This window comes from Brevundimonas fluminis (assembly GCF_003934285.1).
Taxonomy (GTDB): domain Bacteria; phylum Pseudomonadota; class Alphaproteobacteria; order Caulobacterales; family Caulobacteraceae; genus Brevundimonas; species Brevundimonas fluminis.
Window position 1 is genome coordinate 554,976 of sequence record NZ_RQWJ01000004.1, and the last position, 20,712, is coordinate 575,687.

Here is a 20,712-nt window from a genome sequence, read left to right on the forward strand (position 1 = left end):
TGAACCGTTCCGGCGGTTCCCACGCGGCACGGATTTTGCGATAGGCTGGACGGATCGGCGGCGTCGGTCCGTCGATTCTCAAACCCCTTTTCCGGAAGGCGCGCCGTGGCGTTTCGCGACGGACCGTTCGAAAATCTCAGGGTGCCGGCGATGCTGGGCGCCGGCGTCGCCGTGATCGCCGCCGTCGTCGCCGCGATCCTGCTGCTGGTGACCGATCGTCGGGCCGAGGCCAGCCCCCTGACGCCGGTTCGGGCGGGCGCGGAGGCGACGCTGGGGCCCATCAACGGCGTCCTTGCCTATCCCGTGCGTTGGGTCGGCCACGTCAGCGACTGGATCGGCGGCTATTTCTTCGCCGTCTCGGAGAACCGCAAGCTCAAGGCGGAGATCGCCGAGCTGCAGGCCGTGCGCGACGCCAACATCGCCCTGACGAACGTCAACCGTCGCTATGAGGCGCTGCTGGGGATCCGAACCCAACCCCCGGTGCCGATGGCGTCGGCACGGTCGATCTCGGACGCGCGCGGCCCCTTCGCCAATGCCCGGCTGATCGACGTCGGCTCACGACAGGGTGTGAAGATCGGCAATCCCGTCATCAACGAGCACGGACTGGTCGGGCGCGTCGCCGGGACCTCGCCCAACGTCTCGCGCGTGGTCCTGCTGACCGACGCGGCCAGTCAGGTGCCGGTGCTGATCGACCGCTCGGACGCCCGCGCGATCCTGAGCGGAGACGGCAGCGGCAATCCGAGGCTGGAATACGTGCGCGGCGAGGACGCGCTGAAGGTCGGCGACCGGGTCTTGAGCTCGGGCGACGGCGGCGGCATGCCGCGCGGCATGCCGGTCGGAGTCGTCGCGCGCGGCGTCGACGGATCCTGGCGGGTCAAGCTGTTCAGCGACCGCGGCGCGATCGACTACGTCCGCGTGCTGAAGTTCGAGGACTTCGGCCAGCTGGTCGCGCCGGAGGCGCTGAACGCGCCCCCGCTGGCCGCTCTGGACACCAATCCCGCCGCCCGCCCGCCCGAACCCGCGACCCCGCCGCCGGCGGCCGCGCAGCCGGCGGATCAGCCGGCCCGGGGGGCGACGGAGTGAGACGCGCCGCGGTCACCGTGCGCACCGGCGGGGCCATGCAGTGGATCGGGTGGCCAGCGCTGGCGGCGGCCGCCGGAACCCTGATCCTCGCCACGCCGGTCGAGCTGTTCGGCCTTCAGTTGCCGGAGCCCATCCTGCCCCTGCTGCTGGCTTTCGCCTGGCCGCTGATCCGGCCGTCGCTGATGGCGCCCGCAGTGCTGTTCGCCCTCGGGCTCCTGCTGGACGTGATGCTCTATGCTCCGTTGGGCCTGTGGCCGCTGTGTCTGCTGGCGCCCTATGGCGTGGTGCTGGTGTCGCGGTCGTTTCTGGCCGGACAGGAGACGCGGGTGCTGTTCTTCTGGTTCAGTCTGACCAGCGCCGCCGCCTTCCTTCTGGCCTATCTGATCGTCACACTGACGGGAGGGCGGCCGCCCAGTCTTCTGGCCCTGCTGGGACAGGTGGTCCCCACCCTGCTTCTGTTTCCCCTGTCGAACGCCCTGATCCAGCGCTTCGACGACGTCGACGTCCGCTACAGATGAGTTCCGAGCCCTCCATCTTCTTCAGCGACCCGAACGAGCGACAGGGCTCGTTCCTGCGCCGCACGCTCGTCGTCGGCGGGCTGACGGCCCTCGGCGTGATGGGTCTCGGACTGCGACTGGGCCAGCTGCAGGTGGTCCAGGCCCGGGAGTTCGCCACCCTGGCGGCCGAGAACCAGTTCAACTTCCGCCTCGTGCCGCCTCCGCGCGGACTCATCAAGGATCGCAACGGCGTCGTCATCGCCGGAAACCGGCCAAGCTTCCGCGTGCTGGTCGTGCGCGACGAAACCAAGGACCTGGACGGCACGCTGGACCTGCTGGGCCGACTGTTGCCGGACACGCTGGAGCGGCGACGGGGCATCATCCGCGACGTCAACGCGGCGCCCCGGTTCACCCCCGTGCCGGTCAAGAGCGACCTGACCTGGGATGAGTTCGCCCGGGTCAACCTCTACGCCAACGAGCTGCCCGGCGTGATGGCCGACATGCACGAGGCGCGGTTCTATCCGCACGGCGGCGCCTTCGCCCACGTGGTCGGATACGTCGCCAAACCCAATGCGCGCGACGTGGAGGCCTATCGCGAGGCGGGCGAAGAGGTGCCCACCCTGCTGTTCAATCCCAGCTTCCGCATCGGCCGCCAAGGCATTGAGCGATCGCTGGAGGATCGGTTGAGGGGCGAGCCCGGCGGCAATCGGGTCGAGGTCGACGCGCGCGGTCGGGTCGTGGGCGAGGACGCGGAAAACTCCAGACCGCCGGTTCCTGGCGAAGAAGTCGTTCTGACGCTGGACGCCGACATCCAGAACAAGGCGCTGGAGGTGTTCGGCGAGGAAGCGGGCAGCTGCGTGGTCATGGACGTGCGCAACGGCGACGTCCTGTGCATGGTTTCGGCGCCTTCGTTCGACCCGAACCTTTTCGTCAGCGGCGTGCCCACGTCCGTGTACCGCGCCTGGGCCGACTATGAGCGGCGCCCCCTGACCGACAAGGCGATCAACGGCGTGTTTGCGCCCGGCTCCACGTTCAAGCCGGTCACGGGTCTGGCCGCCCTGGTCCGCGGGGCCAACCCCGACCGCCGCATCACGTGCACCGGCGGCTTCTACCTGGGTCGACGCTTCGCCTGCCACGCCACGCACGGCTCGCAGGACATGCGGGACGCGATCAAGAACTCGTGCAACGTCTATTTCATGCAGCTGGCGGTCGAGATGGGCCCCGACGCCATCGCCGAAGTCGCGCGCACCATGGGATTCGGCCAGACGTTCGATCTGGGCATCGGCAACCAGAACCCGGGACTGGTTCCCGACACGGGCTGGCGTCGACGCAATCCCGTGCGCGGCGACGGCAAATGGTATCCGGGGGAGACGCCGAGCTATGCGATCGGCCAGGGCGCGTTGACGGTGAACGCCCTCCAGCTGGCGGTCTACACCTCGCGCCTGGCGAACGGTCGCAAGGCGATCCAGCCGCGCCTGATCAAGTCGATCGGCGGCAGGGAGCAGCCGCCCGCGGGCGACGTCCGGGACCTTCCGTATGACCCGGCCTTGCTGGCCATCCTCCGCGAGGGCATGAACCGGGTGACCGACGTTGGCGGCACGGGCTTCCGCAACAGCCAGCTGGGTCTGGGCGCCGTGCGGATGGCGGGCAAGACCGGCACGGCCCAGGTCCGGAACTATGGAACGGGATCTCGCAAGTCGAACGTCTGGTCCCAGAAGGACCACAACCTGTTCATCGCCTACGCCCCGATCGACGAGCCGCGTTACGCCGTTTCGGTGATCGTGCAACACGGGGGAATGGGCGGCGGCACGGCCGGCGCCCCGCGGGCGCGCGAGGTCATGAAGGTCGCCCTTCTGAAGGATCCGGACATCCGTCGGCGCATCGAACAGTCCGGTTTCGCCGACACGGAGGACCCCGGCTCGCACGAGGCCAACGCCCTGGGCGCCGCGGGGCCTCAAGGCGCCCCCGCACCGGCGACGGAAGAGGCCCCGCCGGCCGCCGGCGCGCAGCCCGCCTCCACGTCGGAGGCCCCGCAATGACCGCCTCCGCCCTGACCCGTCCCGGCGAACGCGACCGCCTGTCGGTCAAGGTGCGCGAGATCGACTGGACCCTGGTGGTGCTCCTCTCGGTCGTCGCCGGCGTCGGGGTCGCCATGCTGTACTCGATCGCGGGCGGCGAGTGGCAGCCGTGGGCGGCGGATCAACTGGTGCGCTACAGCGCCGTGCTGGTGATGGCCCTGGTCCTCGCGCTGGTGCACCCCAAGTGGTGGTTCCGCGCCGCCTATCCGATGTACGGTGTGCTGCTGGTGCTGGTGCTGATGATCGAGTTCACGCCGCTGGGGTACGTGGCCGGCGGTGCGCGGAACTGGCTGAACCTCGGCTTCATCCGGATTCAGCCGGCCGAGTTCATGAAGCTGGGTCTCGTGCTGGCCCTTGCCCGCTGGTACCACAACCACACGGCGCAGGAGGCGCGGCTCAGCTGGAAGCTGCTGATCCCGGCGGCGATGATCGGCCTCCCCTTCCTGCTGGTGGCCAAGCAGCCGGACCTGGGGTCGGCGATGATCATCGGCCTGACGGGCGCGGCGGTGATGTTCGTGGCCGGTCTGAGCTGGAAGATCATCGTGCCTACGGGCGTTCTGGCCGCCGTCGGCACGCCCCTGTTCGTCATCTTCGGCATGCACGAGTATCAGCGTAACCGCGTGCTGACCTTCCTCGACCCGACCAAGGATCCGTCGGGGACGGGGTACAACATCATCCAGTCCAAGATCGCGCTCGGATCCGGCGGGTTTCTGGGCCGCGGCTACGGGCTGGGCAGTCAGAGCCAACTGGAGTTCCTGCCGGAGCGGCAGACGGACTTCATCTTCTCGACGGTCGCCGAGGAATTCGGCTTCGTCGGCTCGTTCTCGCTGCTGATCTGCTATGCCGCCATCATCTTGATCGGCCTGCGCATCGCCAGCCTGTCGCACAGCCATTTCGGGCGCATCGCGGCCAGCGGCATGGTGGCCTTCTTCGCCCTGTTCGTGCTGATCAATGGAGCGATGGTGATGGGACTGGCGCCGGTCGTGGGCGTGCCGATGCCGCTGCTGTCGTACGGCGGCTCCTCGATGATGACGATCATGTTCGGCTTCGGCCTGGTGCTGTCGACGCGCGTGCACCGCTATTCGGAACTGCCCAAGGGCCACGGGCTTTTCTGAGCATGACCGAGACCGCCCCCATCGTGGCGCCGCCCGACATGTTCGACGACTGCGCGGACAAGCCCTGCCCCGAGCCGGTAATGCCGGGAGCTCCGCCCGACCGGCTGAAGGCCATGACGGACGGCGTCAGCATGCGCGAGAGCCCCGCGGAATGGGCCTTCGTGCGCCTGTCCAAACTCATCGAGGACTTCGAGAAGGGTCTGGACCGGGACGAGGAGATCGGCGCGACCATCGTCGGCCTGCCCGGCGACGCGACGCTGAAGTTCGACGAGGTGGGCTTCTGGGCCCCGGACCTGCTGCTGTTCAGCGGCAAGAACGCGGACGGCAAACCCGTGCGGGTGATCCAGCACTACGCGGCGCTGAACGTGACCCTGAGTTCCACAAGGAAGCCCGAGGAGCGCGAGGCGCGCCGCATCGGCTTCCAACTGTCGGAACTGGTGCAGAAGACCAATCCCAGGCCCCGGGCCAAGGCCAGAAAGTCATAGCCGGGCACGGGCGGCCTCAAGCTTCTTCCTCAGCTCCGCGCGTGCCGTTCGGTGCGCCTCGCGCAGCGACGCGGCCCCGTCCTCGAGCGCCGCGCGCTTCCGTTCGACGTCGGCCAACGCCGTCTGGTGCCGGGCGTCCAGCGCTTCGAGCTCCGCTTCAAGCTTCGCGACGCGCTTGCGGTCGGCGGGTGACGGCCCCTTGGGCTTCGGCGGCTTCGCGGTCTTCGCCTCCCGCGGCGCCGCGGCGACCTTGCCCACCTCGATCGCCTCGCCCCGCTGGATGACCTTGCCGGGCCGGGCGACGGCGGCGTCGGCGTCAGGGGAGTCCGGAGCCTCGGCGGCGAGCCCCGTCTTGAAGATGTCCTGCGACAAACCCCAGGCCTCGAGCGCCTTCGGCTTCGACGTCGTGGCCACGGTGAAGCGGTGAAAGCCGTTGGACCAGCTGAAAACCTTCAGCCGGGCCATCGCCGCCTCAGAGCTCCGCCGCCCAGTCGGTGGCGCGCACCAGGCTGTCGACGATCCCGGGTTCGGTGGAGGCATGGCCTGCGTCGGCGACGACGTCCAGCCTCGCCTCGGGCCAGGCGCGGTGCAGCGACCAGGCCCCCGACATCGGCGTGACGACGTCGAAACGGCCCTGGGCGATCCACGCCGGAATGTGCCGGATGCGCGAAACGTTGCGCAGGATCCAGTTCTCCTCCGGGAAGAAGCCGCCGTTCATGAAATACCAGCATTCGATGCGGGCGAAGGCGAGGGCGAATTCCGGATCGGCGAACTTGTCGGGGCGGGCGTCGGGCCCCTGGACGCTGACGGTCTCGCCTTCCCAGCTGGACCAGGCGACCGCGCAGCGCTCGCGCTCGGCCTTGTCTGCGCCCGTGAGGCGTTTGTAGTAGGCGCCCATCAGGTCATGGCGCTCGTCCTCCGGAATGGGAGCGACGAAGCGCTCCCAGGCGTCCGGGAAGATGTTCGACGCCCCTTCCTGGTAGAACCAGCGCAGCTCAGGCCGGGTGAGCAGGAAGATGCCGCGCAGGAGCAGGGACCGCACCCGCTCCGGGTGGGTGATGGCGTACGCCATGGCCAGGGTGGAGCCCCAGCTGCCGCCGAACACGGCCCACCGGTCGATGCCCAGCATTTCCCGCAGTCGCTCGATGTCCTCGATCAGGGTCCAGGTGGTGTTGTCCTCTAGGGAAGCGTTGGGCTTCGACTTGCCGCAGCCGCGCTGGTCGAACATGACGATCCGCCACTTCCTCGGGTCGAAGAAGCGCCGCATGCCGGGATTGACCGCTCCCCCGGGGCCCCCGTGCAGGACCACGACGGGACGTCCCTGCGGATTGCCGGATTCCTCGTACCAGACCTCATGCGGGCCGCCCGTGGACATCCAGCCCGACGCATAGGGCTCAAGCTCTGGGTACAGGTCGCGGCGGGGAGGGTCGGAAGCGGGGAAGGCCATGGAGATCCTGATTTTTCCTACCTGTCGCGCGGCCACGGTTAACGCGATGTGACCGACATGGGCCCAACGCGCGGGCGGCCGGCCCGTTCGGAAACGGAATCGGCCCGCGACGACGACCCGAGGCCACGCTAGACCGGCCCTCATGGCCGAGTCTCCCGCCCCAACCGCAAGAACGGCTCAGCTTAGGCTTTCGATCGGCTATGTGTTGCTGTTCGGCGTCACCGGGGTGAGCCTGCCCTACGCCGGCCTGTGGATGCGGGACCGCGGTCTGTCAGGGGCCGAGATCGGCATCCTGCTGGCCGCCCCGATGCTGGCGCGGTTGATCACCGGGCCGGCGCTGGCCGTCTGGGCGGACGGCTTCGCGCACCGACGCACGCCGATCGCCCTGCTGGCGGCGGCGGCCGCCCTTGGATACGGCGGCGCGCTGTTCGTCGACGGCTTCGGACCGTGGATGGTCTGCTGGTTCGTGGGCGCGACCGCTGCGGCGGCCCTGCTGCCGCTCAGCGACGTGCTGACCCTCAGGCTGGCGCGGCGCAGCGGCTTCACCTTCGCCCTGCCCCGCGGCTTCGGATCGGCCGCCTTCGTCGCCGCCAACGTCGTCATGGGGGCGATCCTGACGCGGACGTCGTCGCAGGCCGTCGGCGTGTGGATCGCATGCGGCGCCGCGCTGCTGGCGGTCTTCGCCCTCGCCGGCCTGCCCGACGAAGCCGTGGGGGACGGGCCGAGAACCCGCGCACGGGACAGGTTCAGAGGACTGGGGGCGCTGTTGGCGTCCGCCCCTTTCGTGGGTGCCGTGGCCGCGACGGCGGCCCTGCACGCGTCGCACGCCTTCTACTACGCCTTCTCGGCCGTGCTCTGGACCGCGCAAGGTCTGAGCGCGACGGTCACCGGCGCGCTGTGGGGCTTCGCCGTCGTGATGGAGATCGCCTTCATGTGGGTGATCGAACCCTGGCGACGACGTCTGGGCGTCAGTCCCTGGACCCTGATCCTGATCGCGGCGGGCGCAGGCGCCGTGCGATGGGCGGCTCTCACGACCGAGCCGGGCCTTGGCTGGCTGGTGGCGCTGCAAGCGCTGCATGCGCTCAGCTTCGCCGCCTCCTATCTGGCCGGGCTGGAGTTGGTGGACCGGTTCAGCCCGCCGGAGTCGCACACGGCGGCGCAGACGCTGTCTTCGGCCCTGTCGTCGGGCGTGGTGATCGGTGTGGCGACGCTGGTGTCGGGTCCGCTCTACGACGCGCACGGTGCGCAGGGCTATTGGGCGATGACGGCACTGGCTCTGAGTGGCGGGCTCGTTGCTCTGGTGATGCGACGCCGGGCGCCGGCCTGACGGCTCAGTGAGCCGACCCGCGCGCCGCCGGCGAAAGGTGGCGGGCGATGGCGCCCATCGCCGCTTCCAGTCCGGCGCCGGCCCGCGCAGGGTCCGAGGGCACACGGAGCAGGGCCACGGCAGGCGCGTCGATGCCGTCCGGCAGGCCGCACATGGCCCGGAACAACATGTAGCTCGCCGCGTCCCCGTCCGACTGGGATGAGATTTCGGCGGACTGGCCGGCATCCGTCAGGGCACGGACGATCTCCTGCGCAGAAGCGGTCGCGCGGACCACGCCGGGTCCGGTCGGGGCGAAGCGGCCCTTGCCGTTCAGGGTTCGGTTCTCGGCCCGGGTCTGGACGCGGAAGCCGTCTGCCCGCGCGCGTCCCAGGATCAGCAGGGCGCGACAGGCAGGATCACGCAGGCGGCCCTCCAGTTCGCTCGCGATCGCCTCGGGCTCGGTCGCCTCGACGCGGCGGGCGCGGGCCGAAGCGAGGCCGTCGGTGAGCGCGGACGCGGCTCCAAGCGCGGCGTCCACTTCCGGATCGCAGACGCAGACGACGATCTCCGGACGGGCGTCGGACGAGAGGTCGGGCATGGGCGCGGACCATGACGGTTGTGTGACGGCGAGCCGGACCCTCTCCCGCCGTCCCCTCCGCCGTCAAGCGGGAAACGGTCCGAAGCGGCCAAAGCCGCGCACGTTTCCCCGCTCAGGCGAGGTCGCCCACCGCCGCGTCCAGCAACATGAAGGCGCGTCCGGCGTCGGACGCGAGCCGATTCAGGACCACCGCCGGGTCGCCGGAGCGGGCGTGGTCCTGAAGCAGTCGCGCGGTCTCGCGCACATAGGCCTCGGCGTCGACGCGCAGGGCGGGATCGCTCATGACGCGCCGCGAGACGCTGCGCACGGCGGCGGGCGCCACGCGACGCACCACGGCGCGCGCGGCGGCGGGATCGCCGCGGCCGATGGCGAGCGCCGCCTCCTCGATCCTCGCCCGCGGCAGGAGGGCGTTGGGATCCACGCCCATTCGTCGGATGGAGTCGACGATGCGCGCGGCCAGACCCTCGGCCTCGGCGGCCGGCATCATCGGCGTGTCGAGATCCAGTGGCGCGTCGCCTTCCAGATCGGCCCAGTCCAGCGGCGCGGCGGGAGCGGGCGGCGCGGCCTTGCCGGCGTTCAGCTGCAGCCGACGCAGGCCGAAGGTGCGGCCGGCCGGCGGCGCGGCCGGATCGGCCGGCGGAGCTTCGGCGACCGGCGGCGCAGGCCGCGGCGGTTCGGGCTCGCGGCGGCGGCCCTGCGCGTCGCCGGAGACGACGCCCATGAGGCGCACCGCCTCGGTCAGCATCTCGTAGTTGCGGCGGACGCGCTCCTGGAAGGCGGCGTCGAGGGCTTCGGTGTCCTCGGCGGCCTTGCGCGAGGCGTCCGACAGAGCCTTCAGCCCGTCCTCCACCACGGCGCGCACGGATTCCGCGCGCTGGCGGGCGGCCTCGGGCAGTTCGGCCGCCTTTCCGTCCAGTTCGACCAGTGCGCCCTCGACCTGTTCCAGCATGAGGCCAAGGCGGTCGGCGAGGGCTTCCAGCCTCTCCTGGGCCCTCTGACCGGCCTCGTCGACGAGGCCGGCGCTTTCCGTGACGAGCCGGCGGGCACCCTCGATCCGGGCGTCGGCCGCCTCGTCGGCCTGCTGGGCGGCGGCGAAGAGGGCCTCGCCCAGACGGTCCGCGCGGTGCTGGGCTTCCTCGGCGGCGGTCCGGGCGGTCGTGCGGGCGGCTTCGGCCGTGGCCTGCAGTGCCTCCAGAGCGCGGCGGGTCTCCTCGATCTGAACGTCCCGGGCCTCGGCGGCCAGGGCCTCGAACCTGTCGAGCGCGACCTTGGTCGCCGCGTCGAAGCCGTCGGCCTCACGCTGGGACATCTCGATCAGGGCGCGGAACTGGTCGGTGGCCGCCTCGATCAGATCGCGCACCGTTTCCACGGCGCCGGCCGAAGTCTCGGACAGTTCGCCGCCGGCGGCGCGGGCGGCCGACAGCTGCTCGACCAGTTGGGCCCGCTGGCTTTCGACCTGGGCGGAGAAATCCTCCTGATCGGTGCGCAAGGCATAGGCGGCGGTGACCAGGGCGGCGCGCTGCTGACCCAATCCCTCCTCCACCGACTGGATCTGTTCGGCGACGCCGGCCCCGGCGTTCTCCAGCCGGATCGTCTGACGCGACAGGTCGTCGGCGGCGGCGCGGGCGGCGTCCTGGGCCTCACCCGCGGCCGCGGCCAGATCCGCGGCGCGGGCGGCCAGCGCGGCCTCGGCCTCGCGCAGCTGGGTCTGGGCGAGGTCGGAAGCGTCCATGACCATGCGCGACTGGCGCTCGACCGCCTCGACGACCACCAAGGCCTGACCGTCCAGCTTCTGGTTCAGTTGGTCCATGGCCTGCCGCTCCTGCGACAGGGCTTCGGACAGCCGGCGGGCGGTGGCGGCGGCCGTCTCGGCCGCGACGTTCAGGCGCTGCGTCTCTTCCGACAAGGCCTCGCGCAACAGGGTCATGTCGCGACGGGCGCGCTCGGCCGCCAGCGCGGCCTGATCGACGTCCTGACGCAACAGGCTCAGCACGCCGCCCGCCTCCTGTGCGGCCAGCGCCGTGGGCGCCAGAAGGGCCTCGGACAGGTCGCGGGCGCGGCGGGTCTCTGCGGCGAGGCGCGCGGAATCCGTGAGCGATCGAGCCAGCAGCAGAGCCAGTCCGGCGGGCGCCACGGCGATAAGGGCGTAGACGGCGAGGCGCAGTGGCTCCAGCTGCACCGTGCCGAAGCCGGTCTCATAGGCGACGAGAGCGGCGACCCCCGCGGCCCACAGGGCGGAGGCGACGCCGGCGATCCAGTACGGGGCCGCAGTGGGACGCGTGGCGGCCGGCGTCGAAGCGACGGCGGGCGGAGGCGCCGCGGGCTGGATCGGCATGGGTTCGACCGGCGCCGGCGGCCGGCCGGCGTCCACGGCGACCTCGGCGCGCGCTTCGGCGGTGCGGGCGCGCTCGGCCTCATCCGCCTCTCGACGGGCGGCTTCCTCCGCAAGACGGCGCCGACGTCGCTCCGACATGGGACGCTCCGGAGACGCAGACGCGGGTTCCAGCTGAGGCGCGGCCTCCGAGGCGACCTCTTCCGCCGCGGGCGCTTCTGCGGCCGTCTCCGCTTCGGGAGCGGTGAGGTTGAGCGGCGGCCGTTGGCGGTTCTTCATCGGATGCGGATTTCAGGCTCTGGGTCGCGGACGCGAGACCCTAGAGCGTCATCCGTTCACCGAAAAGGCGAAGGCGGTCGAATCCGCGATTCAGCACTTCCGCGACGCGGCGGAGATCAGGATGGTTCCGGACGGCTTGGGCGGGCAGTCGTCCTTGACGCGCCGCACCTCGGGCTCGTCCGCGCGCTGGTCGCGCAGTTCGACGCCGAACTGCGACAGCGCCGCCATGGCGAGGGCGGCGACGATGCTTGCGATGAACTCGATCAGCGCGTGCATTCGCCGACCTTCTCCCCTGACTGCGAGCGGCGTTATGCGCCTTTTCAGGCCGCCGAACAATCGCCGCCGCAATGAACAATGCGTCACGATTGACGATCGCCGTTCGCTTGTGTGACGCAGGACACGGCACGAATCCCCCTTCGGGCCGTTAGGCGCAGCCATGACCACTGAACCCGTGCCCGCCGACGACGCCCCCCTTCTCGCCCGTCCGGGGCTGTGCTGGCGCACGACGCATGCGACGCGGGCCGCGACCCTGATCGACGGCCAGGCCTGGTTCGACGCTCTTTCCTCGTCGCTTGAGAAAGCCCGACGCTCGGTGGTGATCCTCGGGTGGCAGTTCGACCCGCGCACGCGGCTGGATGCGGAAAGCCGTCACGGCGACCGGCATGCGGAGATCGGGCACCAGCTGCGCATGATGGTGAAGTCGCGGCCGGACCTCGACGTGCGCCTGTTGATCTGGAACTCGCCGATCCTGATCGCCGCCTCGCAGGGCTTCTTCCCTCATCGCGCCCAACGTTGGTTCCGCAAGCGGTTCGTGGAGTTTCGCCTCGACCGGCCGGGGCCCCTCGGCGCCTGTCACCACCAGAAGATGGTGGTGATCGACGACGCCGTCGCCTACTGCGGGAGCGGCGATCTGGGCCCCGATCGCTGGGACACGCAGGATCACAGGGACGCCGACCCGCGACGGGTGCAGCCCAACGGCGCCCTCGCGCCCGCGCGGCACGAGACCATGTGCGTGGTCGAGGGCCCCGCAGCCCGGGCGCTGGGCGATCTCGCGCGGGAACGCTGGTTCCGCGCGACCTGGGAGCGGACCCTGCCCGACCCCGAGGGAGTCTCGGATCCCTGGCCGGACGGCGTCGAGCCCCAGTTCCGCGACGTGCCGGTCGGCGTCTCGCGCACCGAGCCGAAATGGGGCGGGCGCGGCGAGGCGCGCGAGGTGGAGGCCCTGCATCTGGAGGCGATCCGCAGCGCGGAGCGGCGCATCTATTTCGAGAACCAGTACTTCACCTCCCCGGCCATCGCGGCCGCCCTCGCCGAACGGCTGAAGGAGCCCGACGGGCCGGAGATCGTCGTGGTGTCGACCGGGTCCAGCCCCAGCTGGTTCGACGGCATCACCATGGACACGGCAAGGTCGGAGGTCCTGTACCGGTTGGAGCAGGCTGACGCTCACGACCGGTTCTACGCCTTCAGTCCGAACACGCGGCGGGGCGACAGCATCATCGTGCACGCCAAGGTGACTGTGATCGACGACGTGCTGCTGCGGATCGGATCGGCCAATCTGAACAACCGGTCCATGGGTTTCGACACCGAGTGCGACCTGTCTCTGGAGCCGGACACGGCCGACGGCCGCGCGGCGATCGAGGCGTTCCGGCATCGCTCGATCGCCCATTTTCTGGGCGTGGACGCAGAGGCATTCGCGGCGGCGGAGGCGCTGTTCGGCTCGATGGGCAAGGCGATCGAGAAACTGAACCAGGGGCGGATGTCGTCGCTGGGCGCCACGCCGCCGTCAGCCGTGGAGCGCCTGATCGCGGAGTGGCAGCTGGGCGATCCGCGGTCCCCGGCGGACTCCTGGCGGCCGTGGAAGCGGCGTAACGCCTCGCAGCGACCCTATGACGAGAGACGGCGGACCCTGTCGCGCCGGTGAGCGGGGCGCGGTAAGGGAGGGGCCATGACCCTGCGCCCGCTGTTCATCACCCATGTCTATGAGGCCAGCCTGGCGGGCGCCGCCGGATTCGACGTCTTCAACGCGGAGCTGGCGCACGCCTGCCGCATGCTGGCGGCCGAGGACGCAGCCGGCCGCGCGTGGTGCCGGAACCATGGCTATCGCGGTTACACCTCCTACGGATCCCTGAACGACCTGCCGCAACGGCTGCCGGAGTTCGCGGAGCTGAAGCGCCGCCTCGACAAACACGCACAAGCCTATGCCAGCGCGTTGAATTTTGATCTGGCGCGCAAGCCGCGTCTCGACAATCTCTGGGTCAACCTTCTGAAGCCCGGCGGCGCGCACTCGGGCCACATCCACCCGCACGCCTTCCTGAGCGGCACGGTCTACGTCGAGGTGCCGGACGGCGCCTCGGCCCTCAAGCTGGAGGATCCCCGGCTGCCCATGATGATGGCCCGGCCGGGCGTGCGGCCCGACGCGCCGGAGGCGGAGCGGCCGTTCGTCTATCTGACCCCGCGCCCTGGAACGGTGCTGATGTGGGAAAGCTGGCTGCGGCACGAGGTGCCGCCCAACGCCGCGAGGACCGAGCGGATCTCGATCAGCTTCAACTACGCCTGACGTCCGGGCAGCCACATGCGAACGTCAGGAATCGAGACTTGGTCAGCACAAGGCGGACGGACAAGCGTCGGACCTGAAACAGGAGAGAAAGACATGCTCAGAATCGCCGCCGGCGCCGTGGTGGCGCTGCTTGCCTCGTCCGGGCCGGCCCTGGCCCAGCAGCCGGGATTTGAGCCGGCCTATGGCAGCGCCGACCTTTCGGCGGCGGACGACCACCGGATCGAACTCAAGGCCGGAGGCCATGAAGACGCCAGCCGGGTGGGCCGGGGCTGCGTGGGAATGGTCGCTGACTACCCCGACTTCGTCTTCAACTACACGCCGGGCGAGGCGCCGCTGATCATCACGGCGACCTCACGGGCGGATACGACGCTGCTGCTCAATTTTCCGGACGGGTCATGGGCGTGCAACGACGACGGGGGCGAGGGAGATCCGAATCCGGGCATCGTGATCCATCGGCCGCCGGCAGGGCGGTACGACGTCTGGGTCGGCGCGAAACAGCCGCACCCCGCCCCCGACGCCGTCCTCCGCATCTCGGCGACCCTGGAGGACTGACGCCGTCGCGGCCTGCCTTCAGGCCTCGTAGGAATCCCGGATCATGCGATCGAGGGTGCGCACGCCCCAGCCCACGGCGCCGTCGGGCACGGTCGGGTTCTTCGAATCCTTGACCCACGCCGTCGGCGCGATGTCGATGTGGGCCCACGGCACGCCGTTGGTGAAGCGCTGCAGAAACAGGGCGGCGGTGATGGATCCGCCGGCGCGGCCGTTGCCCATGTTCTTCACATCGGCGATCGGGCTGTCGATGTGGCGCTCGTAGATCTCCGGGATCGGCATCCGCCAGACGTTCTCGCCGACCTTGGGCGCGGCCTTGCCGATGTTCCCGGCCAGTTCATCCGAGTTGGAGAAGACGCCAGCGTATTCCAGGCCCAGCGAGATGATCATGGCGCCCGTCAAGGTGGCCAGATCGACCATGAACTTCGGCTTGAACCGCTCCTGCGTGTACCAGAGGCAGTCGGCGAGGACGAGGCGGCCCTCGGCGTCGGTGTTCAGGATCTCGACAGTCTGACCCGACAGCGTTTCGACGACGTCGCCCGGACGGGTCGCGGCGCCGTCGGGCATGTTCTCGACCAGACCGATGACGCCGACGACGTTGGCCCTGGCCTTGCGCCCGGCGAGGGCGTGCATGAGGCCGACGACGGCGGCTGAGCCGCCCATGTCCCACTTCATCTCCTCCATGCCCTCAGCGGGCTTGATCGAGATGCCGCCGGTGTCGAAGCAGACGCCCTTGCCGACGAAGGCGAGCGGCTGGGCGCCCTTGGCCCCGCCGTTCCACTTCATGACCACGACCTGGCTGTCGCGCACGCTGCCCTGGCCGACGGCCAGCAGGGTGCGGAAACCAAGTCTGGCGAGTTCCTTTTCGCCGATGACCTCGACCTCGAGGCCCAGCTTCTCCAAGCCCTTGACCCGCCGGGCGTATTCTTCCGGGTAGAGCACGTTGGCCGGTTCGGCGACCAGGTCGCGGCTGAATTCGACGGCCTCGGCGACCGGAGCGAACTCGGCGTCGTACAGTTTCTGCGCCGCCTTCGGGTCGGCCGCGACGATGCGGATCGTCTGGATCGACGGCGTCTTCTCGGGCTTCAGCGTGGTGCGGTATTTGAGGAAGCGGTAGCCGGCCAGACGGGCCGCGAAGGCGGCGCGGGCGGCCTGTTCGGCCGACAGGTGCGAGACGTCGATGGCCAAGGCGTCCGCGCCCGACATCTTGACCGCGTGATAGGCGGCGCCGGCGGCGGCCTCCAGCGCCAGGTCGTCGACCTGTCCGGCCTCGCCCGCCCCCGTGATCACTATCGTGGCGGCGTCGCAGCCCGAGACGCCGGCGACCAGCTGGGTCGAGTTCTTCGCGCCCGTGAAGCGGCCCGCGTTCATGGCGCGCGACAGGGCGCCGCCGGTGGCCGCATCCAGCTGCACGCCGGCGCCGGCGAGACTGCGGCCCTCGTGCGCCAGCACGGCCAGAACCGGAGCGGCGCCCGCGGACGCGGCGAACTCGATCTTCATCGGATACTCCTGCCGGAAAAACACGCCCGGCTTTGATGCGACACGGCCCGCGGACTGTCGCGGGAAACGATGGCCATGTATTAGGGCGATCCCCACGCCGCCCGCAACGGGGCGATTTCCTTTCGTCCATGACGCTGATTCAAGGCTATCTTTTCCGACAGATCGCCCGTCCCGTCGTCGGGGCGTGCGCGGCTCTGGCCGGAATCGGCATCCTCAGCCAATCGCTGGAGCAGCTGGAATTCGTGGTCGAGCGCGGCGCCAGTCTGTGGGTGATGGTCAAGCTGACCAGCCTCGCCGTGCCGCAGCTGCTGGCGGTCATCCTGCCCATAGGCCTGTTCGTCGGCGCGCTGATCGCCTTGACCCGGCTCCAGCGGGAGCAGGAGCTCATCGCGGCCTTCGCGGGAGGCATGACGCGCTGGGCGGCCATCCGACCAGCGGCGCTTCTGGCCTTGATCGTCGCCGGCCTGACGCTGGTCATCAACGTGGCGGTGCAGCCTTGGGCCCAGCGCGCGGCGCGCGACGAGGCCTTCGCCGTGCGATCCGACCTTGCGGCGCTGCTGGTTGAGGAAGGGCGGTTCCAGAAGGGGCCGAACGGTCTGACGGTCTACGTCCAGGAAATCCAGCAGAACGGGCTGATGACGAACCTGTTCGTCCACATCGACGACGGCAAGTCGGTTTCCACCTGGGACGCGGCGGAGGCCCGGTTCAGCCGCATCGCCGGCGAGCCCTACCTGCTGCTGGGTCAGGGGTCGTGGCAGCGCTATTCCTCGGACGGCGTGCTCAACTACCTGTCGTTCGACAACCATGCCTTTCCTCTGGCCGGCTTCATGGACGAGGCGGATCAGGCGGTCCGTTACAAGCCTTCCGATCTGTACCTGCATCAACTGTTCGACCCGACGCCGCAGATGCTGGAGACGGCCGGGACCCGCGGAGAGCTGCTGGCGGAAGGACATTCGCGCCTGTCCTCGCCGCTCTATGCGGTGATGGCCATGGCCATGGCCCTGACCGCCATTCTCGGCGGGGCCTTCAGCCGCACGGGCTACGGACTGCGAGTCGCCAAGGCCGCCGGCGCATTCCTGACGGTCCGGATCGTCGGGTACGGGGTGGTCGCGGCGAGCGCGTGGAATCCCTGGGTCAACGTGTTGCAGTATCTCCTGCCGCTGATCGCCTCCGCGGTGGCGCTGAGGCTGCTGTTCCGGGCCCTCAAGCCCCGGCGCCGCAAGGCGCGCCGGATCGCCGTGACCGCGGGCGCAGGCACATGACCGCTCCGTCGCGACTGAGGGTGGGCCGCATCGAGCGGTACGTGCTGACCCAGCAGGCCCGCTCGCTGCTGACGGCGCTGGGCGTCATTTCGGCGTTGATCATGCTGATCGACTTCGTCGAGATCTCGCGCGGCGTGGGATCGGACGTCGACCTTTCGGGCGTCCGCATCCTGGGGCTGATGCTGCTGAAGTCGCCGGCCGTGATCCTGCAACTGACGCCGTTCGTTTTCCTGTTCGGCACCTTGGGGGCCTACGTCGCGCTGAACCGACGGAGCGAACTGGTTGCGATGCGGGCGGCCGGGGTGTCGGCGTGGCGGTTCGTGTTGCCCGCAGCGCTGATGTCGCTGGTTTCGGGCGTGGTGATCGTGGCGGCCTTGAGCCCGCTGGCGTCCTATGCCGACGGGGTGTTCCAGCGCGAGCGGACCCGGCTGTCGGGCGAGGCCGTCGGCGTCGGCGCCCCGGAAGCCGTGTGGCTGCGGGAAGGCGACGACCAGCGCCAGATCATCATTCGTGCCGACCGGCAGGACCGGGCGGGCGGGCGACTGCTGGGCGTGAGCTTCTTCATCTACACCAATGATCCCCGCGGCGGCCGACGTTTCGCCGAGCGCATCGACGCGGCCTCCGCCAGCCTGAGCGCCGGCAGCTGGCGGCTGGTCGACGCCGTCGGAGCGCGGATCGGAGAGCGCGGCGTGCGCTACGCGACCCTGGACCTGCGGTCCAGTCTGGCCGACGAGGAGGCGTTCGACCGCTTCGCCCGTCCGCAGTCGACGCCGATCTGGTCGCTGCCCGCCCAGATCGCACGGGTGGAGGCCGCGGGCTTCTCCACCACCGCCTACCGGCTGAGACTGCACCAGCTGGTGGCGACGCCCCTGGTGCTGGCTGCGATGTCGATTCTCGCGGCGGCCTTCTCGCTCCGCCTGATGCGGCTGGGCGACCTCGCGCGCATGAGCGCGGCCGCCGTGGTGCTGGGTTTCGCCTTCTTCTTCGTCAACCAGATGTCGGCCGCATTCGGCTCGGCGGAAGTGATCGCGCCCTGGGTGGCGGCCTGGCTGCCGCCGCTGCTGGCCCTGCTCGCGGCCCTGACCCTGCTGGTCTACACCGAGGACGGCTAGCGCCGCGTCGCAACACCGCTTAGGGAAGCCGAGGGGGCGACGCGGACAGGATTACGGACCAGACCACCCAGATGCGCGCCGGCCCACTCCACATCCGGACCCTCAAGTCGCTGCTCCTGGCGGGCGCCGGGGCCTGCCTGCTGGCGGCTGGAGCCGCGCAGGCGCAGGAGGCGACGCCGCCCGTCGACGACGGCCTGGAGGAGCGGGCGCTGTATCTGGACGCCGCGGAAGTCGCGCGGATCGGCGACCGGCTGGAAGCGTCACGCGAACAGGGAGATCGCCTCTACGCCCGGTTCCAGGATCACGCCCTGCGCACGCGGCGCCTGACGTACGACTTGGCGACCGGCATCGCCACGGCCGACGGTGAGGTCGAACTGACCGCGCCGGACGGCAGCACCGTGTTCGCCGACTATCTGGAACTGACGGACGGCGCCCAGACCGGGGTGGCGGTGAATTTCGCGACGCGGCTGGAAGACGGCTCCAGCCTGATGGCCGCGACCGCCGTTCGCCGGTCGGAGACCGTCAACGAACTGAACTACGCGATCTTCACGCCCTGCCCCATCTGCGACGAGGACGGCCCGAAGGAACCGACGGTCTCGATCCAGGCCCAGCGGGTGATCCAGGACGAGAACCTGCGCGCCGTCCTGTACCGGAACGCCGTCTTCAAGGTGAAGGGCGTCCCGGTCCTCTACCTCCCCTTCTTCGCCCACCCGGATCCCACGGTGGAGCGGGCCTCCGGGTTCCTGGTGCCGGAGATCGGCTTCGACCAGGAACGGGGACTGAGCTGGGAACAGCCCTATCTGATCGTGGTCTCGCCGTCCGAGGACTGGCTGATCAGCCCGCAGTTCAACAGCGAGGTCGAGCCGCTCCTGAACCTGCAGTGGCGGCGGCGGTTCGCCGACGGGACGGTGGTGGCGAGGGGCGGCTACACCTACGCCCGGAACTTCGGGGACTTCGACGCGGACGACGACGGCGTGGACGACGTGCCCCAGCCGCTGGACCGCGAACACCGGAGCTATCTGCTCGCCCACGGAACCTTCGATCCCACGGGACCGTGGCGCTGGGGCTTCACGGCCGAGCGGACGTCGGACAAGACCCTGTTCGACCGCTACGACGTGCGGGACCCCTATGCCGACAACGGCCTGTATCACGGCGACGAGCGCCGCCTGATCAGTCAGGTCTATGCCGAGCGGCAGACGAAGCGGTCGTATCTGTCGTTCGGAGCCTTCGCCATCCAGAGCCTTCGGGTCGTTCAGTTCAACGACACGGCGCCGGGTCTCAATGTGTTCGAGAGCGACGGCGCCCTGCCCGTCGCCGCGCCGATCGTCGAAGGACGCTGGGAGCCCGACGGGCCGGTGTTCGGCGGCCGCCTGAGGCTGACGGGGTCGGCCGTCGCCCTGTACCGCGAGGAGTTCGCCGGCGCGCCGGTGTTGCGCCCCGAGGTGCTGCCCGTCGGCCCTGCGCCGACGCAGGGCGTGGATGGCCGCCGGGTGACAGGCCGGGCCGAATGGCGCCGGACGATGATTTCGCCGGCCGGGGTGCGGTGGGCGCCTTTCGTCGACGGCCGCGTGGACCTCTATTCGATTTCGGATCTTCCCGCGCCGGGACTGGAAGCCGAACAAACGGTGACGCGCGGGCGGTTCACGGCCGGGCTCGACGTCAGCTGGCCGCTGATCCGCCCCCTTTCGGGCGGCGCCGATCTGGTTCTGGAGCCGATGGGCCAGATCTCGGCCTCGACCGACGCCGATCTGGACCCGCGGGTGCCCAATGAGGACAGCCAGGTGCTGGACCTGGACGAAACCAGCCTGTTCCGCATCGACCGTTTCCCGGGTCTCGACCTGTACGAGGGCGGGCTGAGGTTGACCGGCGGGGCGCGGGCCACGCTGCGTTGGGACGAAGGGCGGGAGGCGTCGCTCTTCGTCGGCCGCAGCTGGCGCTCCGACGCCGAGCCGGGTCTGCTGACGGCGTCGGCGGACATGCCCTCGGTCCTGTACGACGCGACCGGACTGGCCGACGAGACTTCGGACTGGGTGGTGCAGGGCACGTTCGAGCCGCACGACGGCGTGCGGGCCTGGGGTCGCGCCACCATCGACGGTTCCGGCGAGGTCCGGCGGGCCGAAGCGGCCGTCGAGGGGCGCTGGGGCCGCCGCAACGCCGGCTCGCTGATCTACGTCATGGATGACAGCAATCCGGTCGAAGGACCGCTGAACCGGAACTACGCTTTCGTGGAAAGTTCGGTGCAGCAGTTCATCGTCGACGACTGGGGCGTGGTGGGCCGGGGGGTCTACGATCTCGACCGCGACCTGTTCGTGCGGTCGGAGGTCGGTCTGCTGTTCGACGACGACTGCGTACGGTTCGAGATCGGCTATCGGCGCGACAACACGCGCGTGAGGCCCAGCGGCGCGTCCGAAGGCGCCTATGTCCGCCTAACGCTCGCCACTTTCGGCGGTACACGCTAATAGCGGGGCGACCGGCGCCGGTGAGGGGCGCGACCGGCCGATTCTCCGTGATC

Annotated in this window: 18 protein-coding genes; 12 read left to right on the forward strand and 6 right to left on the reverse strand. The window is 70.1% G+C overall.

Annotation, left to right across the window (positions count from 1 at the left end; genetic code table 11):
- Positions 1-105: 105 nt before the first annotated feature.
- From mreC to EFJ44_RS11780, 5 genes are read left to right on the forward strand one after another with little or no spacing between them, the layout of a single operon-like run.
- Positions 106-1,083 (forward strand): rod shape-determining protein MreC, encoded by a 978-nt coding sequence (gene mreC / locus EFJ44_RS11760; protein ID WP_125257382.1) that lies wholly within the window; start codon positions 106-108, stop codon positions 1,081-1,083.
- The gene (locus EFJ44_RS11765; RefSeq protein ID WP_241209782.1) at positions 1,080-1,601 is read left to right on the forward strand and encodes a hypothetical protein; all 522 of its coding nucleotides are present in this window, start codon (positions 1,080-1,082) and stop codon (positions 1,599-1,601) included. Before mreC ends, EFJ44_RS11765 begins: the two co-directional genes overlap by 4 nt.
- Complete coding sequence (gene mrdA, locus EFJ44_RS11770; protein WP_125257383.1) at positions 1,598-3,619, forward strand: penicillin-binding protein 2; 2,022 nt, start codon at positions 1,598-1,600, stop codon at positions 3,617-3,619. Before EFJ44_RS11765 ends, mrdA begins: the two co-directional genes overlap by 4 nt.
- Entirely contained in the window at positions 3,616-4,773 is a 1,158-nt protein-coding gene (gene rodA, locus EFJ44_RS11775; RefSeq protein ID WP_125257384.1) for a rod shape-determining protein RodA, read from the forward strand. Before mrdA ends, rodA begins: the two co-directional genes overlap by 4 nt.
- 2 nt (positions 4,774-4,775) lie before the next feature.
- Positions 4,776-5,258, forward strand: a complete 483-nt coding sequence (locus tag EFJ44_RS11780; RefSeq protein ID WP_125257385.1) for a DUF6173 family protein — start codon at positions 4,776-4,778, stop codon at positions 5,256-5,258.
- Here the strand turns inward: EFJ44_RS11780 and EFJ44_RS11785 are convergent.
- Both EFJ44_RS11785 and pip read right to left on the reverse strand, forming a co-directional pair.
- Positions 5,253-5,723, reverse strand: coding sequence for a hypothetical protein (locus EFJ44_RS11785; RefSeq protein WP_125257386.1), 471 nt, complete (start codon positions 5,721-5,723; stop codon positions 5,253-5,255). The two genes, EFJ44_RS11780 and EFJ44_RS11785, sit on opposite strands and share 6 nt — an antisense overlap.
- A 7-nt stretch (positions 5,724-5,730) precedes the next feature.
- A complete protein-coding gene (gene pip, locus EFJ44_RS11790) occupies positions 5,731-6,705 on the reverse strand; it encodes a prolyl aminopeptidase (protein ID WP_125257387.1) in 975 nt (324 codons plus the stop codon).
- A gap of 142 nt (positions 6,706-6,847) precedes the next feature.
- Here pip and EFJ44_RS11795 point away from each other — a divergent pair, with 142 nt between their 5' ends.
- Complete coding sequence (locus EFJ44_RS11795) at positions 6,848-8,032, forward strand: MFS transporter (RefSeq protein ID WP_125257388.1); 1,185 nt, start codon at positions 6,848-6,850, stop codon at positions 8,030-8,032.
- 4 nt (positions 8,033-8,036) lie between these two features.
- On the opposite strand, the gene EFJ44_RS11800 is transcribed toward EFJ44_RS11795, so the two are convergent.
- From EFJ44_RS11800 to EFJ44_RS11810, 3 genes are all read right to left on the reverse strand, one after another.
- Entirely contained in the window at positions 8,037-8,609 is a 573-nt protein-coding gene (locus tag EFJ44_RS11800) for a hypothetical protein (protein WP_125257389.1), read from the reverse strand.
- A 112-nt stretch (positions 8,610-8,721) separates the two neighbouring features.
- A complete protein-coding gene (locus EFJ44_RS11805; RefSeq protein ID WP_241209783.1) occupies positions 8,722-11,082 on the reverse strand; it encodes a coiled-coil domain-containing protein in 2,361 nt (786 codons plus the stop codon).
- 228 nt (positions 11,083-11,310) lie between these two features.
- A complete protein-coding gene (locus tag EFJ44_RS11810; protein WP_125257391.1) occupies positions 11,311-11,496 on the reverse strand; it encodes a hypothetical protein in 186 nt (61 codons plus the stop codon).
- Between the two features lie 160 nt (positions 11,497-11,656).
- Here EFJ44_RS11810 and EFJ44_RS11815 point away from each other — a divergent pair, with 160 nt between their 5' ends.
- The 3 genes from EFJ44_RS11815 to EFJ44_RS11825 all read left to right on the forward strand — a co-directional run bounded on the left by EFJ44_RS11815 (position 11,657) and on the right by EFJ44_RS11825 (position 14,329).
- Positions 11,657-13,141, forward strand: coding sequence for a phospholipase D-like domain-containing protein (locus EFJ44_RS11815; protein WP_125257392.1), 1,485 nt, complete (start codon positions 11,657-11,659; stop codon positions 13,139-13,141).
- Positions 13,142-13,165: 24 nt separating this feature from the next.
- Positions 13,166-13,777 carry a TIGR02466 family protein gene (locus EFJ44_RS11820; protein WP_125257393.1) on the forward strand — a complete coding sequence of 204 codons (612 nt, stop codon included), beginning with the start codon at positions 13,166-13,168 and terminating at the stop codon, positions 13,775-13,777.
- A 93-nt stretch (positions 13,778-13,870) separates the two neighbouring features.
- Positions 13,871-14,329 (forward strand): peptidase S1, encoded by a 459-nt coding sequence (locus EFJ44_RS11825; protein ID WP_125257394.1) that lies wholly within the window; start codon positions 13,871-13,873, stop codon positions 14,327-14,329.
- A gap of 18 nt (positions 14,330-14,347) precedes the next feature.
- On the opposite strand, the gene EFJ44_RS11830 is transcribed toward EFJ44_RS11825, so the two are convergent.
- Positions 14,348-15,826, reverse strand: coding sequence for a leucyl aminopeptidase (locus EFJ44_RS11830; RefSeq protein WP_125257395.1), 1,479 nt, complete (start codon positions 15,824-15,826; stop codon positions 14,348-14,350).
- A gap of 128 nt (positions 15,827-15,954) precedes the next feature.
- On the opposite strand from EFJ44_RS11830, the gene EFJ44_RS11835 reads away from it, so the two are divergent.
- From EFJ44_RS11835 to EFJ44_RS11845, 3 genes are all read left to right on the forward strand, one after another.
- Positions 15,955-17,088 carry an LptF/LptG family permease gene (locus tag EFJ44_RS11835; RefSeq protein ID WP_125257396.1) on the forward strand — a complete coding sequence of 378 codons (1,134 nt, stop codon included), beginning with the start codon at positions 15,955-15,957 and terminating at the stop codon, positions 17,086-17,088.
- Positions 17,085-18,200 carry an LPS export ABC transporter permease LptG gene (lptG, locus tag EFJ44_RS11840; RefSeq protein WP_125257397.1) on the forward strand — a complete coding sequence of 372 codons (1,116 nt, stop codon included), beginning with the start codon at positions 17,085-17,087 and terminating at the stop codon, positions 18,198-18,200. Before EFJ44_RS11835 ends, lptG begins: the two co-directional genes overlap by 4 nt.
- A gap of 71 nt (positions 18,201-18,271) precedes the next feature.
- The gene (locus tag EFJ44_RS11845; protein ID WP_125257398.1) at positions 18,272-20,659 is read left to right on the forward strand and encodes an LPS-assembly protein LptD; all 2,388 of its coding nucleotides are present in this window, start codon (positions 18,272-18,274) and stop codon (positions 20,657-20,659) included.
- The last annotated feature ends 53 nt before the right edge of the window (positions 20,660-20,712 follow it).